The following is a 13,415-nucleotide window of genomic DNA, read 5'->3' on the forward strand; positions in this document are numbered from 1 at the left end:
ACCAACCCGGATGATTTCCGGAAATGTTCAGAGGTTTTTTTGTGTTCATGTGAGATGACTACAGTCGTCTTCATCTTTGGCTCATGAAATCATGATATATGGTTTATTTGCGGAACGTAAGATTCTCGTTGCCTAACAGCTGCGGTCGAATGGTGTTCCAAATGTGCAGGCATTGTTCCTGAAGTTCCCAGGCAGCCATGCCAAGCAAACGGACGCCGATCCCTCCGCTCGCGAGCAGGCTTGCACCAGCGAGCATTCGACCATCCGGAGGCAGTGCAGACCTGATGCTTTCCAGTTCCGCTGTCCCCAGCCCAGGAGCGATCATCCACAGGGCTGCAGTATGGGTGAAATCCAGCAATGCAGCTGATTTTTGTGGATCATCGCGTGAGGGTTCCATTCCGAATCGGTCCCACACAGCAAGCTGCTCCCCTTGCCATATTTCGGTTGAGTTTCGATATTTGCTGAACTCAAAAGCCTCACCCCGGTGAATTCGTCCGGCTGACCAGACATCTGCATAAGCGAGAATGGCCTGTTCCTCCAGATGGAAGGTGGCAGTAAGCGAAGAAGAACTACCTTTGAATGGGATTACACATTCCGGGAAGTATTCAAGCACTGCGCCTTTCCTGATCTGGAAGTGATGGTTGACCGACGAGGGAAGTGAAGGCGTAGGGTGAAGGCGTGTCGCTGATGTACTGCTCAGCATCACATGGGTGCCTTCGCCCAAATGCCACTCGGAATGGTAATGATCCCCGTTCAGAACACCGGGAGAGACGTCTGATGTGTAGAGGCATAACCCATTGCTGTTCCCCGGTGGGCGAAAGGAGCGACTGAACCGGAGAGGGGCGCTGTAATAACGATCTGTCATGATCGTACGTCCCTCTTGAAGGGCAAATGTGGCTCGAAGCTCGCTGCGTCGTATCACCGCTCCTTCAGCACGAATGCCCAACTTTGTTTCGGCTCCTTCCGATACGGGAGATGAATTAATGGCTGTGGGCTGAGCCGTGGTCATGGCTGTGTGAATGCAGATGCGCAGCGGCAGCATCGTCATCCATGTATTGGTGCTCAAGCCAGTGAATGATCTCGGATACCCCTTCACCGCTCATGAGATTCGACATTACATATGGGCGACCTTCGCGTACGCGCTCGGTATCATCCTTCATTACCTGCAAACTTGCGCCAACATAAGGTGCGAGGTCTGTTTTGTTGATCAGCAGCAGGTCTGAGCGGGTAATGCCTGGACCGCCTTTACGAGGCAGTTTTTCCCCTTGGGCAACGTCAATGATGTAGATGAACACATCTGCAAGTTCCGGGCTGAATGCAGCAGAGAGGTTATCGCCGCCGCTCTCAATGAAGATTAATTGCAGATCGGGAAAACGCTCGACCAATTCGTCTACGGCTTCAAAATTCATTGAAGCATCTTCTCGAATGGCTGTATGCGGACATCCGCCTGTTTCAACGCCAATAATGCGTTCTGGCGCAAGAGCGTTCTGGCGCAGCAGGATTTCGGCATCTTCCTTGGTATAAATATCGTTCGTAATGACGGCCAGACTATAGCGAGTACGCAGCGCCTTCGACAGCTTCTCCACAAGGGCAGTTTTGCCGGAGCCTACAGGACCCCCAATACCAATTCGCATTGGTCTGCTGCGATCAAATGCCTTACGTTCCCACTCCGGATGATGCGTATGATTAGCTCCTCCACACATAACAAATTCCTCCTTGGATTATCGGCTTATTTTAACAGAAAGTTGTAGCTTATAAATACGGGTATCAGGACATAAACAGGCGTGCAGGTAAGTTTTCGTGCCGCATGGCGTAGATTTCCTGGGCAATACCGAAACTGTGCATATCTTCGGGGTCGTCATCCCGAATACGAATCCATTCGGATTCGATATCATCGAGCAGTTTCTGAATGAGCATCTGTGCCTCGGTTTGCCCGATCGGCAGGAGGCGCAGTGCGCTGTTGACATAAGCGTTCACTGAAGTATACAAATGACCGGTAACGGCCTCGTCTAATCCAATTTTCAACTGATAAAGGATATAACCGTGAATGGTAGTAATCCCGCAATAGGCACCATGCGCTTGCACAGCCTCATCTATAAGTGAAAAGTCCATCCAAGGATAAAGAGAACGGGCAAGTTTCAGCAGTCGCTTTCCCATCTTATGGCCGCTTTCCCTGATCTCCCGGGGGGTTCGCTGGGCGTGTACCCGCTTATCATAGAGAGCGAGTAGAGCGGAGTCTTGTTCCTCCATTGCTTGGTAAACGCCTTTGATAGCAAGTCCATCGAGCCGAATCAGGCTGGAGTGAAGCTGGCTGCGAATGAATTGTTCAAGCTCGGTGATTGTTCGAATGGTGCCGTCATGCGTGTATGCTTCCAGACCGAAAGAGTGGGAGAACCCGCCGATGGGCAGGGCCGAGTCGAGCAGTTGAACATATCGAAGCAGCTTCGTACCACTTTGCATCATGCCAAGCGTCCTTTCTTTGCTTCTGTCTTATTTCCCTTCCAACCAAAATCCGATATAAAAATAGTGTAAGGATACAGGTTGGACGTGATTTTACACGATAACGAAGAGGGCAGTACGAACCTGAAAAAATGAAACGTTCGCTTTTATCACTAGATGTCAAAACATGAAGTAGCGCTGTGCCATCGGCAGCTCATCTGCAGGTTCGCAGGTAAGCAGTACCCCATCGGCTCGAACCTCATACGTCTCAGGGTCCACTTCAATGTGAGGAGTCACATCGTTGTGGATCATATCCTTTTTGCTCACCGCGCGGCAGCCTTTGACGGCTTCCACGCGCTTGTTTAATCCAAGTGTCTCCTTGATGCCTGCATCAGCAGCAGCTTGGGAGACGAAAGTAATAGACCCTTTGGCGATAGCTCCACCGTATGACCCGAACATCGGTCTGCCGAACACGGGCTGAGGTGTCGGGATGGAGGCGTTCGGATCACCCATCTGAGCGAAAGTGATCATACCGCCTTTAATCACCATTTCGGGCTTGACCCCAAAATAGGCTGGATTCCAGACGATCAGATCCGCTAGCTTGCCCACTTCCACAGAACCGACGATATGACTGATGCCATGAGCGATGGCGGGATTGATCGTATATTTGGCGACATATCTTTTGATGCGGTCATTGTCGGAAGGGGAATCAGAATTCAATTCCAGCTTGCCGCGCTGTTTTTTCATTTTGTCTGCGGTCTGCCAGGTGCGGATGATGACTTCGCCTACCCGGCCCATGGCCTGGGAATCGGAACTGATAATGCTGAACACACCGAGATCGTGCAGAATGTCTTCTGCAGCAATGGTCTCAGGGCGAATCCGGGAATCGGCAAAAGCAACATCCTCCGGAATGGCCGGATCCAGATGGTGGCACACCATCAACATATCGAGGTGTTCTTCAACTGTATTCCGCGTATACGGACGCGTGGGGTTGGTTGAAGAAGGAATCACGTACGATTCACCGGCAGCGCGGATAATGTCTGGGGCGTGTCCGCCGCCTGCGCCTTCCGTATGATACGTGTGAATTGTGCGGCCGTTAATGGCGGCAAGGGTATTCTCCAGAAAACCAGTCTCGTTCAGGGTATCGGTATGAATAGCTACCTGGATATCATGTTCTCCGGCGGCAGTCAGGCACGCGTCAATGGCACTTGGGGTTGTCCCCCAATCCTCATGCAATTTCAAGCCGATGACACCAGCTTCGATCTGTTCAATGAGTGGAGCGGTGGTTGAACTATTGCCCTTACCCAGATAACCAATATTCATAGGAAAGGCTTCGGCGGACTCCAGCATGCGATGGATATGCCAGGCTCCAGGTGTGCAGGTGGTTGCTTTGGTGCCTGTCGCTGGTCCTGTACCTCCGCCAATCATGGTAGTTACTCCAGAAGACAGGGCAGTTTGAATCTGCTGCGGACAAATGAAATGAATGTGGGTATCGATTCCGCCTGCGGTGACAATCATGCCTTCGCCGGCGATGATTTCGGTGGAAGCGCCAATCACAAGGAGTGGATCGACTCCGTCCATCGTATCCGGATTACCGGATTTGCCAATCGCACAGATGATTCCGTCACGGATGCCAATATCTGCTTTTACGATTCCCCAATGATCAATAATGATAGCATTTGTAATGACGGTATCCGGCGTGCCATGGCTGCGAAGAGCGGTTGCGGACTGGCCCATGCCGTCCCGAATGACTTTCCCGCCTCCGAATTTGCTCTCATCCCCGTATACTGCGTAATCATGCTCAATCTCTGCCCAGAGCTCCGTATCTGCCAGTCTTACGGCATCCCCGGTTGTTGGGCCGAACATGGAAGCGTATTGTTCACGAGACATGCGTTTCATGCTGGATCTCCTCCATCCTCTGATGGCGTGGGGGCAAAAGCCTTCAGGAAGGCTTCGAGCTTCTGCGGATCTGGAGGCTGGTCTGCCGACCCTTCCGTTAATCCGTTAAATCCATAAATCTGCCGTTTACCGCCAAAAGTGGTGAGTTCTACTGGCTTTTCTTCCCCAGGCTCGAAACGAACGGCGGTGCCTGCAGGGATATGCAAACGATGTCCGAACGCTGCGGTGCGGTCGAAGTCCAGAGCGGCATTTACTTCATAGAAGTGAACATGAGAACCGACCTGCACGGGGCGATCACCGCGGTTCAAGACAATTAATCGTATCGTTTGGCGATCGGGATGACAGACTATCTCATCCGGTTTCAATCGATATTCGCCTGGAATCATGGCATTCTCCTGCCTTTCTCAGCGTATGGGTTCATGCACGGTAACCAACTTGGTCCCGTCAGGGAATGTAGCTTCCACCTGTACCTCGGGAATCATATCGGGGACTCCCTCCATACAATCATCCCGTGTAAGGATTGTACCGCCATATCTCATCAAATCCGCTACGCTCATTCCATCCCGTGCTCGTTCCATGAGCTCGGAGGTTAACAAAGCGATGGCTTCGGGAACATTTAGCTTCAATCCGCGTCCTCTGCGTTCGCGGGCGAGATTGGCGGCTACGGTAATCAGCAGTTTTTCTTTTTCCTGCTCCGTCCAGTGCAAGGGCCATCCGACCTTTCCCATAAAAGTATATATCTTCATGAATCATATTATATGTTAAATATACTCACACAGGGTGACCCTTTGTCAATAAGGTTTGAAACATATTAGCAGCATGCATGAAACAAGTAGGCGTAAAATAAAATTATGTAAGCATTATTGACATGAAGAGTTGGAGCCTCCATAATTTGGATCAACGAACATTTCGGAGTTAAATGACCTTAATGTTCGTCAATAGACCAAAAAAAGGGAGTGTAGGCTATTGAAGAAGAGGTCGGTCAGATTATGGGGAATTTTGCTTGGGGCGGTCATTGCTTTGACGGGATGTGTGGAAGGTGGGACGCCACCTGAAACTTCAAATTCCGGTGGAACCGGGGAAGTTGCTGCGTCCGATGAGACGATCAAGGTAGGCATTCTTCATTCCTTGAGTGGAACGATGGCCATAAGCGAGGTGTCTGTCAAGGATGCCGAGATGCTTGCGATTGAAGAAATCAATGCAGCGGGTGGTGTCCTTGGCAAACAGATTGAGCCTGTCATTGAAGATGGGGCCTCGGATTGGCCGACTTTTGCGGAAAAGGCCGGAAAGCTGCTTCAACAGGATAAGGTGGCCGCTGTTTTTGGCGGATGGACCTCGGCGAGTCGAAAGGCCATGCTCCCCGTGTTCGAGCAGAATAAAGGGCTTTTATTTTATCCGGTGCAGTATGAAGGATTGGAGTCATCTCCCAATATTTTTTATACAGGTGCAACAACGAACCAACAAATTGTTCCTTCTGTAACCTGGTTGCTGGAGAATAGGGGCAAAACCTTTTATCTTCTTGGTTCAGACTATGTTTTCCCGAAAACGGCCAATCAGGTGATCAAGGCTCAATTGGCAGCTGAAGGCGGAGAAGTGGTTGGCGAGGAATATACACCGCTGGGCCATACCGACTACAGTACCATCATAAGCAAAATCAAAGCTGCGAAGCCGGATGTGGTGTATAACACGCTTAACGGAGACAGCAATGTAGCCTTCTTCAAACAGCTGAAGGATGCTGGAATCACTTCAGAACAGATGACGACGCTGTCGGTCAGTGTGGCGGAAGAAGAAATTCGGGGCATTGGAGCAGATGTGCTGAAAGGGCACTTGGCTTCATGGAACTATTATCAGACAACAGATACTCCAGAAAACAAAACATTTGTTGAGAAATATAAAGAAAAATATGGTGCTGACCGGGTGACGGCTGACCCGATTGAGGCGGGTTACGTAGCAGTGTACCTCTGGAAGGCAGCTGTGGAAAAAGCGGGTTCAACCGATGTGGAGAAGGTCAGAGAAGCAGCAAAAGGATTGGAATTTGATGCTCCGGAGGGGAAAGTAACCGTGGACGGAGAGAATCAGCATATTTACAAAACCGTCCGAATCGGAGAAGTGCAGGAAGATGGTCAATTCAAGGAATTGTGGAACTCCGGTTCTCCTGTCAAGCCAGATCCATATTTGAAAACCTACGAATGGGGAGCTTCCCTAAGCAATCAATAAGCAATTCCTTCATGTCCAAACTTCTTAGATTACGGATGAGGGTGGGACAGCGCACCCTCATCCAATATTGCGATAAAGCGTTGATGCGTAGTCTTGGTGACGTGTTTGATCGGAAAGAGGCTTTTAGCATGTGAAAGGGTGATCGGGATGGATATGTTTGTTCTGCAAATGTTCAATGGCCTTAGCATCAGCTCGATCCTGTTATTGATTGCGCTGGGGCTTGCAGTAACGTTTGGTCTTATGAATGTCATCAACATGGCTCACGGAGAGCTGATTATGATTGGTGCATATGCAACGTATGTGACTCAAAATCTGTTTATTTCCTATGCTCCGGCAGCGTGGTTCGAAGTTTATTTTATCGTGGCATTGCCGATCGCGTTTGGTGTAGCAGCACTTATCGGCTGGCTGCTTGAAGTGATTTTGATCCGGCATTTATATGGTAGACCCCTGGACAGTTTGCTGGCTACATGGGGAGTGGGGATGATGCTGCAGCAGCTGGCACGTACCATTTTCGGAGCGCCGAATGTGGGGGTGTCCAGTCCGTCCTGGCTTAACGGCGGTCTTGCGATCTCTGACGGTATCGTATTTCCGTATAAACGGATTTTTATCATCGCACTTGTCGCGGTTGTCCTGCTGTGTATGTATCTGTACATCTACCGCACTTCTTCCGGACGACGGATGCGCGCTGTCATGCAGAACCGGAGCATGGCGGGCTGTCTCGGGATTTCGACCAGACGGGTAGATGGCATGACCTTTGCCATTGGTTCAGGAATCGCGGGTATCGCGGGTTGTGCCCTGACGCTCATTGGGCCAATTGGCCCTTCGCTGGGAACCTACTATATTGTAGATGCATTTATGGTTGTCGTTCTTGGCGGGGTTGGCAAACTGGTAGGAACGGTATGCGGAGCGCTCGGGATTGGCATGTTCAATACGTTGTTTGAAACCTACACATCTGCCTCCATCGGCAAGGTGCTGGTGTTCGTATGTATCGTTGCTTTTCTGCAATGGAAGCCGCGGGGGCTGGTTGCCATGCGAACCCGCAGTCTCGACTAACAGGAAGAAGGGGGTTATATGATGTCAGCACTTCTGAAGTCAGGCAGTTTAAAAACGAGAATCATCTGGGCGGTCGTACTGATTCTAATGTGTCTTGCCCCGCTGATCTCTACCGAGTTTCGGCTTAGCTTGCTCGCTAAATTCCTGGCACTGGCTATTCTGGCCATCGGACTGGATCTGATCTGGGGCTACGGCGGGGTTCTGAGTCTGGGGCATGGGGTGTTCTTTGGTCTTGGTGGTTACGCCATGGCCATGTATCTGAAACTGCAGGCGAGCGGCACATCCCTGCCTGATTTCATGGGGTGGAGCGGGTTGTCAGGTCTTCCGTGGTTTTGGGAACCATTTCGTTCATTTCCAGTGGCGTTAATTCTGGGTATTGCTCTGCCGGCTTTGCTGGCATTTGTGCTGGGGTGGTTTACGTTTCGCAACCGAATTACCGGGGTGTATTTTACGATTTTGACACAAGCCCTTGTATTAATCACGGTTACCCTGTTTATTGGCAAACAGGAGTGGACCGGGGGGACTAACGGTATAACCGGCTATAACTCCATTTTTGGCTTCACGCTGCATTCTGCAGGAACAACAATTGTGCTCTACTATATTACACTTGCCATTTTGGTGCTCACGTACCTGCTCTGCAGAAGAATAGTAAATAGTCGGTTTGGTCAGGTGCTTGAAGCTTCGCGGGATGGAGAAAACCGGGTACGTTTCCTGGGTTATGATCCTGCGGGCTATAAAACGTTGACGTTTGCCCTCTCCGGGGCTCTTGCAGGAATAGCTGGTATGCTGTTTGTTCTTCAGGTGGGGATTATCTCGCCGTCCATGATGGGGATTGTTCCATCCATTGAAATGGTGTTATGGGTTGCCTTGGGTGGTCGCGGCACGTTGATTGGGGCAGTGATCGGGGCAGTGGTTCTGAATGCGGCCAAAACCGGGATAAGTGAGGCGTACCCTGAAGGCTGGTTGTTTGTTCTCGGCGGGCTGTTTGTAACGGTAGTATTGTTCATGCCTCACGGGCTCGTTGGAGTCTATCGAAATGTCGTTCGATTGCTGAAGCGGAGAGGAGAGGTTGTGCATGTCCCTGTCAGTAAGGAAAAACCTGAAGTCTACTGAAGCTTCACCCGTATTGATGGCTGAAAGTATTACCGTAGCTTTTGGCGGATTCGTCGCAGTTAACGGCATGAACCTGAAGCTGCTTGAGCATGATTTGCATTTTCTGATCGGCCCCAATGGTGCGGGGAAAACGACAATGCTGGATGTCATTTGCGGAAAAACCAAACCCGTCTCCGGTACGGTGCGGCTGGAAGATGGCACAGAGCTGACACGTCTGAAGGAGCATCAGATCGTCCGGAAGGGTGTGGGACGCAAATTCCAGGCTCCATCCATCTTCGGAGGTCTTACCGTACAGGAGAATTTGGCCTTGGCGGCGGAAAATCAGCGTTCACCTCTTCGGACTCTTGGTATTCCGCGCTTTGGGAAAATCAACACGGCAATGGAACAGGTCATAGCGCAAATTGGACTGCAAGACCGCGTGTATACACGGGCTGGGGCGCTATCTCACGGCGAGAAGCAGTGGCTGGAAATTGGCATGCTGCTGCTTCAGGAACCGCGCGTGTTGCTGCTGGACGAACCGGTTGCCGGGATGACGGACGAGGAAACGCATAAAACAGGCAGGTTGTTACAGGGGATAGCGCGTGAACGTTCGGTCGTGGTTGTGGAGCATGACATGGAGTTTGTCCGCGAGTACGCAGCAAAAGTGACCGTGATGCATGAAGGCAAGCTGTTGAAGGAAGGTACCATGGCTGAGGTGCAGGAAGATCCCAGGGTGGCCGAAGTCTACTTGGGAAAAAGGAGAGATGATCATGCTGTCGCTGCAACGAATTGAATCCGGCTACGGGGAAAGCAATGTGCTGCGTGGTGTTAATCTGGATGTCCTGCCGGGACAGGTGGTCTGCCTCATGGGCCGGAATGGTGTCGGCAAAACAACGCTGATGAAAACGTTGATGGGCCTGCTCAAAACAAGGAAGGGGGCCATCCACTGGAAAGGGCAGGATATATCCGCTTTGGAGCCTGCCAAACGTGCCAAGGCGGGCATTGGATATGTTCCTCAGGGTCGTGAGATTTTCCCTCAGCTCACGGTAAAGGAAAATCTGCTGCTCGGTCTGGAGACATCTGCGCCTGGGGTGAAGACGTTTCCTGAAGATGTGCTCGCGATGTTTCCGGTCCTTGCGACCATGTATGGACGACAGGGCGGTGATTTGAGTGGTGGCCAGCAGCAGCAGCTTGCGTTCGCACGAGCGCTTGCCTCAAGACCTGGACTATTGCTGCTGGATGAACCAACGGAAGGCATACAGCCTTCAATTGTCGAGGATATTCGGCAGGTCATTCTGCAAATCAAGGCGAAGGGCGATATTTCCGTGCTGCTCGTCGAGCAGAGTATTGACTTCGTGCGCGGGGCTGCGGATTTTATCTATGTCATGGACAAGGGAGCAATTGCGCTGCAGGGATCGCCGGAGGAACTGGATATGTCTCAATTTGAACACCACCTGTCCGTATAGGAGAGGTGGTTATTTTTTGCTTTTTTTTGCTTTGCTCAGGAGCGTTTATCCAAAATATTAGAGTACTTCGGGTATAATCTGCGGATGCAGTCCGGACAGATGTCGTGTGTAAATTCTGCATGGGTATGTCTCTCCAAATAACCTTCGACTGAATTCCAGACGTCCTGCTCGTCCTTGATCTGTTTGCAAACAGCGCAAATGGGAAGCAGTCCGCGTAGTGTCCGCACTTCGGATAGGGCAAGCTTCAATTGCTGTTCAATTCGCTTCTGTTCCGTGATGTCTGTATGCGAGATCAGAGCTAGTCCCATCGGAGAAGGAGGATCCGTCTGATTCAAGGGGGTAAGCTCCAGTCGAAACCATCGAAGGTCCGGGTTCGCAGACTGTACGGATATGTCATATGTATGGCAGTGAACAAAGGGATATTGAATCTTCTCTAACTTCTGAATAATCGATGAGTTCTCCGTTTCCTCTTCCTGGGCTGCCCAAATCTCCAGGAGCTGAAGATAATGAAACGCTTCGCAAGAAGATCGGTGGGTGTCGGATTTTTTATATTTCGAGAGATGCAATCGCCCGAGTCCGTTCTGCCATGCGGTATTGCAGCTGCGGATTCTCCAGTCGCGGTCAACGATGATGAGTTGATGACGTAAGGATTGAAAGGATAACCTTTCAAGGTCGGTTGTAAAGAAGCTCATGAATAGGCCCTCCTTGGCAATCAGTTAAAGGATCGGGACGGCAGGGTAATGGTGGTGTCATCGAAGTTCATCCGAAATTTGCAAAATGTCTGCGACCTGGTTTCGGAAACGGGTGGCTTTTCGTGTGCCATGGATGAGATTGGATAAACGATACGGCGGGATGTCGTGCTTCTCGCAGAACGTTTTCTGGTCCATCTGAAGCTCCGTTAAGCGGCGTTTGATGGCCCATCCGAACGGAGTTACGGGTTTCTTTTTGTTCAAAAGGGTTCACCCCTCATAGAAGTATTTCAACCCGCCTTCGGCTGTGTATAATAGTGGGAGATGCGAGCTGTTCATTACATTATATACGTATTTACGTCATGTAACAATTAGAAACAATGAAAAATAGTGTATTAATATTAAATAATGACGTAAAAACGTGATGTTCTATAGACATACAAGAAAAAGCACGTCAGCAAGGAGGTTGCTGCGTGCTTTTTTCGTTTGGGGAAATATGAGGGGAGCTTGGAGTCGGTAAGATTAGGCGCGATAAGCATGCAGCCCTGCGCCAAGCATGTGGAAGCTGGGGAACAGCGATTTCATGGACATGGAGGTTGGCTGTGCCGGTCCATCCGCAGCGGAGGCGCTAACGGTGTTCCATTCATGCTCCAGGTCTGCGGCCAGGCGAACCAGCAGTTCCTGGGTGGTATTGTTATGCATGGGGAGAACTTTGGAAGCTTCGGTTATGCATGCATTCATGGCTGAGTGCAAGTAACCCATTACCGCTTCCTCGACGGGGATATCGAGGTAGTGGTTAATCCAGGCGTGAACAGTAGAGAGGCAGCCTACAGACTCGTATTTGGCAAGGGTGTGTTCGAGCTGGCTGAATTCAATCCAAGGGTGGAGAGCCCGGGCCAGCTTGATCAGTCTTTTACCCATGGCAGCAGCTTGCTCCCTTTGATCAGAAGGAGTCCGCTGAACGTGAACCAACTTGTCAATGAGTGCTGTTCGCCATGTGTCATTATGATCTGTTGCGCTGTAGATACCTTTAATCGCCATGCCCTCAAGTCGAACGATACTGGGATGCAGCTGGCAGCGCATGAAGGACTCCAGATCATCGGCATTTCGGATGCTGCCTTCAGCAATGTGTACATCCATACCAAATGAATGGGTAAAACCTCCGACATGAATGGAGGAATCAAGCAGTTTGACATAATCGAGCAGCTTATTCCCACGGTTCACGGTCTTTCGCCTCCTATGTTCGTAAAATGTTATATTATATAACATTAATATTGATTTCCGAATGCTTTTATGTTTAAAATCCGAATTATATGATATATATAATCACATAAATATCCGTATTCTGTCAATGGTTTCTTGTTTTTAAGTTTTAATTATATTTAAATGTTACATTATATGACTGAAAATAGTTAACCACATAAAAATAATGTTATGTATATGATATGTTTTCTCATGAAGAGCTCAAATTGAAAATGAAGATGTATAAAAGATTTGAAATTTAATGTATGCGGCAGTTAAAAGATCATGACGATAAAAACCGATATTTGGAGGAAAAACACAGGTGCAAAAGTAGTTTTAATAAAAGTGCTTTACTTTTATAATGTGATCCTGTATAATCAATTTTGTTGCCGATTATTTACGACATGCGGTCGTGGTGGAATGGCAGACACGCTATCTTGAGGGGGTAGTGGGCGTATGCCCGTGGAGGTTCGAGTCCTCTCGACCGCATCATAATGTACGACAAGAAGAGGTTTTCCGAATATGGAAAGCCTCTTTTTTTTGCGTTTGGAACAACATAAAGAAAGGCCATTCACACAGAACCGGACTTTCTCTGGTTCCCTGTTGATGATGGCCTCTCCATGTAGATCTATTTCAGAAGTTTCTCAATATCAGCCTCAATTTGATCAGGAGTTGTTTTTGGAGCATAACGCTTCACAACGCGTCCGTTCTGATCAACAAGGAATTTGGTAAAGTTCCACTTGATGGCTTTGGATCCGAGCAGTCCCGGTGCCTCTGTTGTCAGGTGCTGGAATAGAGGATGAGCGCTTGAGCCATTGACATCAATTTTCTCAAACATAGGGAAGCTTACACCGTAATTCATCTGGCAGAACTCTGCAATATCATCGGAAGATCCCTTTTCCTGAGCGAATTGGTTACTTGGGAAGCCCAGTACTTCAAACTGTCGGTCTTTGAATTTGTTATAGAGTTCCTGTAAGCCTTCAAATTGCGGGGTCAGACCACATTTGCTCGCCGTATTAACAATCAGCAGCACCTTGTTGCGATAATCGGACATCTCGACTTCCTGGCCCCGAAGGGTATTGACTTTGTAGTCATAAACGGACATGATCAGTCGCCTCCATATCGTATAATGGGTTAATGATTCCTATAGTTATATTATATTGCTTACAATTAGATAATGCAAAACTAATTGACTGAATTCCTATGTTGACTTACAGATATCTAAAATTACAACCGTTTTTCATAAGGACGAGAATTAGCGAGCTTCACAGAGATGGATGGAGAATGGATAGGTTGTAAGCGATATCATTGATATGTA

At 49.3% G+C, this 13,415-nt stretch carries 15 protein-coding genes and 1 tRNA gene; 6 read left to right on the top strand and 10 right to left on the bottom strand.

Annotation, left to right across the window (positions count from 1 at the left end; genetic code table 11):
- Positions 1 to 103: 103 nt before the first annotated feature.
- From F4V51_RS06560 to F4V51_RS06585, 6 genes are all read right to left on the bottom strand, one after another.
- Positions 104 to 1,066: an urease accessory protein UreD gene (locus F4V51_RS06560; RefSeq protein WP_153977355.1), complete on the bottom strand. Its 963-nt coding sequence runs from the start codon at positions 1,064 to 1,066 to the stop codon at positions 104 to 106.
- Positions 981 to 1,703: an urease accessory protein UreG gene (gene ureG / locus F4V51_RS06565; RefSeq protein ID WP_095360634.1), complete on the bottom strand. Its 723-nt coding sequence runs from the start codon at positions 1,701 to 1,703 to the stop codon at positions 981 to 983. The genes F4V51_RS06560 and ureG overlap by 86 nt, the downstream gene beginning before the upstream one ends.
- Positions 1,704 to 1,767: 64 nt before the next feature.
- The gene (locus F4V51_RS06570; RefSeq protein WP_153977356.1) at positions 1,768 to 2,463 is read right to left on the bottom strand and encodes an urease accessory protein UreF; all 696 of its coding nucleotides are present in this window, start codon (positions 2,461 to 2,463) and stop codon (positions 1,768 to 1,770) included.
- A 156-nt stretch (positions 2,464 to 2,619) separates the two neighbouring features.
- Positions 2,620 to 4,338: an urease subunit alpha gene (gene ureC, locus F4V51_RS06575; protein WP_153977357.1), complete on the bottom strand. Its 1,719-nt coding sequence runs from the start codon at positions 4,336 to 4,338 to the stop codon at positions 2,620 to 2,622.
- The gene (locus F4V51_RS06580) at positions 4,335 to 4,724 is read right to left on the bottom strand and encodes an urease subunit beta (protein ID WP_153977358.1); all 390 of its coding nucleotides are present in this window, start codon (positions 4,722 to 4,724) and stop codon (positions 4,335 to 4,337) included. Before F4V51_RS06580 ends, ureC begins: the two co-directional genes overlap by 4 nt.
- An 18-nt stretch (positions 4,725 to 4,742) precedes the next feature.
- Complete coding sequence (locus F4V51_RS06585) at positions 4,743 to 5,066, bottom strand: urease subunit gamma (protein WP_371859961.1); 324 nt, start codon at positions 5,064 to 5,066, stop codon at positions 4,743 to 4,745.
- A gap of 238 nt (positions 5,067 to 5,304) precedes the next feature.
- On the opposite strand from F4V51_RS06585, the gene urtA reads away from it, so the two are divergent.
- The 5 genes from urtA (at position 5,305) to urtE (ending at position 10,166) form a co-directional block, all read left to right on the top strand.
- Entirely contained in the window at positions 5,305 to 6,555 is a 1,251-nt protein-coding gene (urtA, locus tag F4V51_RS06590; protein WP_095360630.1) for an urea ABC transporter substrate-binding protein, read from the top strand.
- A gap of 147 nt (positions 6,556 to 6,702) precedes the next feature.
- Positions 6,703 to 7,608, top strand: coding sequence for an urea ABC transporter permease subunit UrtB (gene urtB / locus F4V51_RS06595; RefSeq protein WP_095289165.1), 906 nt, complete (start codon positions 6,703 to 6,705; stop codon positions 7,606 to 7,608).
- 21 nt (positions 7,609 to 7,629) lie between these two features.
- Positions 7,630 to 8,721, top strand: coding sequence for an urea ABC transporter permease subunit UrtC (gene urtC / locus F4V51_RS06600; protein WP_397332446.1), 1,092 nt, complete (start codon positions 7,630 to 7,632; stop codon positions 8,719 to 8,721).
- Positions 8,684 to 9,493 (top strand): urea ABC transporter ATP-binding protein UrtD, encoded by an 810-nt coding sequence (gene urtD, locus F4V51_RS06605; protein ID WP_153977360.1) that lies wholly within the window; start codon positions 8,684 to 8,686, stop codon positions 9,491 to 9,493. Before urtC ends, urtD begins: the two co-directional genes overlap by 38 nt.
- Positions 9,471 to 10,166, top strand: a complete 696-nt coding sequence (gene urtE, locus F4V51_RS06610) for an urea ABC transporter ATP-binding subunit UrtE (RefSeq protein WP_095289171.1) — start codon at positions 9,471 to 9,473, stop codon at positions 10,164 to 10,166. Before urtD ends, urtE begins: the two co-directional genes overlap by 23 nt.
- Positions 10,167 to 10,201: 35 nt before the next feature.
- Here urtE and F4V51_RS06615 read toward each other — a convergent pair whose 3' ends face one another.
- From F4V51_RS06615 to F4V51_RS06625, 3 genes are all read right to left on the bottom strand, one after another.
- Complete coding sequence (locus tag F4V51_RS06615; protein ID WP_153977361.1) at positions 10,202 to 10,858, bottom strand: nitrogen regulation protein NR(II); 657 nt, start codon at positions 10,856 to 10,858, stop codon at positions 10,202 to 10,204.
- Between the two features lie 57 nt (positions 10,859 to 10,915).
- On the bottom strand, positions 10,916 to 11,119 hold the full coding sequence (locus F4V51_RS06620; protein ID WP_095289174.1) for a Rha family transcriptional regulator: 204 nt from the start codon (positions 11,117 to 11,119) through the stop codon (positions 10,916 to 10,918).
- Positions 11,120 to 11,377: 258 nt separating this feature from the next.
- On the bottom strand, positions 11,378 to 12,079 hold the full coding sequence (locus tag F4V51_RS06625; protein WP_162009908.1) for an urease accessory protein UreF: 702 nt from the start codon (positions 12,077 to 12,079) through the stop codon (positions 11,378 to 11,380).
- A 424-nt stretch (positions 12,080 to 12,503) separates the two neighbouring features.
- Here F4V51_RS06625 and F4V51_RS06630 point away from each other — a divergent pair.
- A tRNA-Leu gene (locus tag F4V51_RS06630) sits at positions 12,504 to 12,586 on the top strand.
- Positions 12,587 to 12,725: 139 nt separating this feature from the next.
- On the opposite strand, the gene F4V51_RS06635 is transcribed toward F4V51_RS06630, so the two are convergent.
- Entirely contained in the window at positions 12,726 to 13,202 is a 477-nt protein-coding gene (locus F4V51_RS06635) for a glutathione peroxidase (RefSeq protein ID WP_095289177.1), read from the bottom strand.
- Positions 13,203 to 13,415 lie beyond the last annotated feature (213 nt).

It is taken from the genome of Paenibacillus xylanilyticus, assembly GCF_009664365.1.
GTDB lineage: Bacteria > Bacillota > Bacilli > Paenibacillales > Paenibacillaceae > Paenibacillus > Paenibacillus xylanilyticus_A.

Excerpts from the sequence above, each read along its gene's own strand:
- ureG (WP_095360634.1), bottom strand. The coding sequence starts at position 1,703 with ATGTGTGGAGGAGCTAATCATACGCATCATCCGGAGTGGGAACGTAAG.
- F4V51_RS06570 (WP_153977356.1), bottom strand. The coding sequence starts at position 2,463 with ATGATGCAAAGTGGTACGAAGCTGCTTCGATATGTTCAACTGCTCGAC.
- ureC (WP_153977357.1), bottom strand. The coding sequence starts at position 4,338 with ATGAAACGCATGTCTCGTGAACAATACGCTTCCATGTTCGGCCCAACA.
- F4V51_RS06580 (WP_153977358.1), bottom strand. The coding sequence starts at position 4,724 with ATGATTCCAGGCGAATATCGATTGAAACCGGATGAGATAGTCTGTCAT.
- F4V51_RS06585 (WP_371859961.1), bottom strand. The coding sequence starts at position 5,066 with ATGGGAAAGGTCGGATGGCCCTTGCACTGGACGGAGCAGGAAAAAGAA.
- urtB (WP_095289165.1), top strand. The coding sequence starts at position 6,703 with ATGGATATGTTTGTTCTGCAAATGTTCAATGGCCTTAGCATCAGCTCG.
- urtC (WP_397332446.1), top strand. The coding sequence starts at position 7,630 with ATGTCAGCACTTCTGAAGTCAGGCAGTTTAAAAACGAGAATCATCTGG.
- urtD (WP_153977360.1), top strand. The coding sequence starts at position 8,684 with ATGTCCCTGTCAGTAAGGAAAAACCTGAAGTCTACTGAAGCTTCACCC.
- urtE (WP_095289171.1), top strand. The coding sequence starts at position 9,471 with ATGCTGTCGCTGCAACGAATTGAATCCGGCTACGGGGAAAGCAATGTG.
- F4V51_RS06615 (WP_153977361.1), bottom strand. The coding sequence starts at position 10,858 with ATGAGCTTCTTTACAACCGACCTTGAAAGGTTATCCTTTCAATCCTTA.
- F4V51_RS06635 (WP_095289177.1), bottom strand. The coding sequence starts at position 13,202 with ATGTCCGTTTATGACTACAAAGTCAATACCCTTCGGGGCCAGGAAGTC.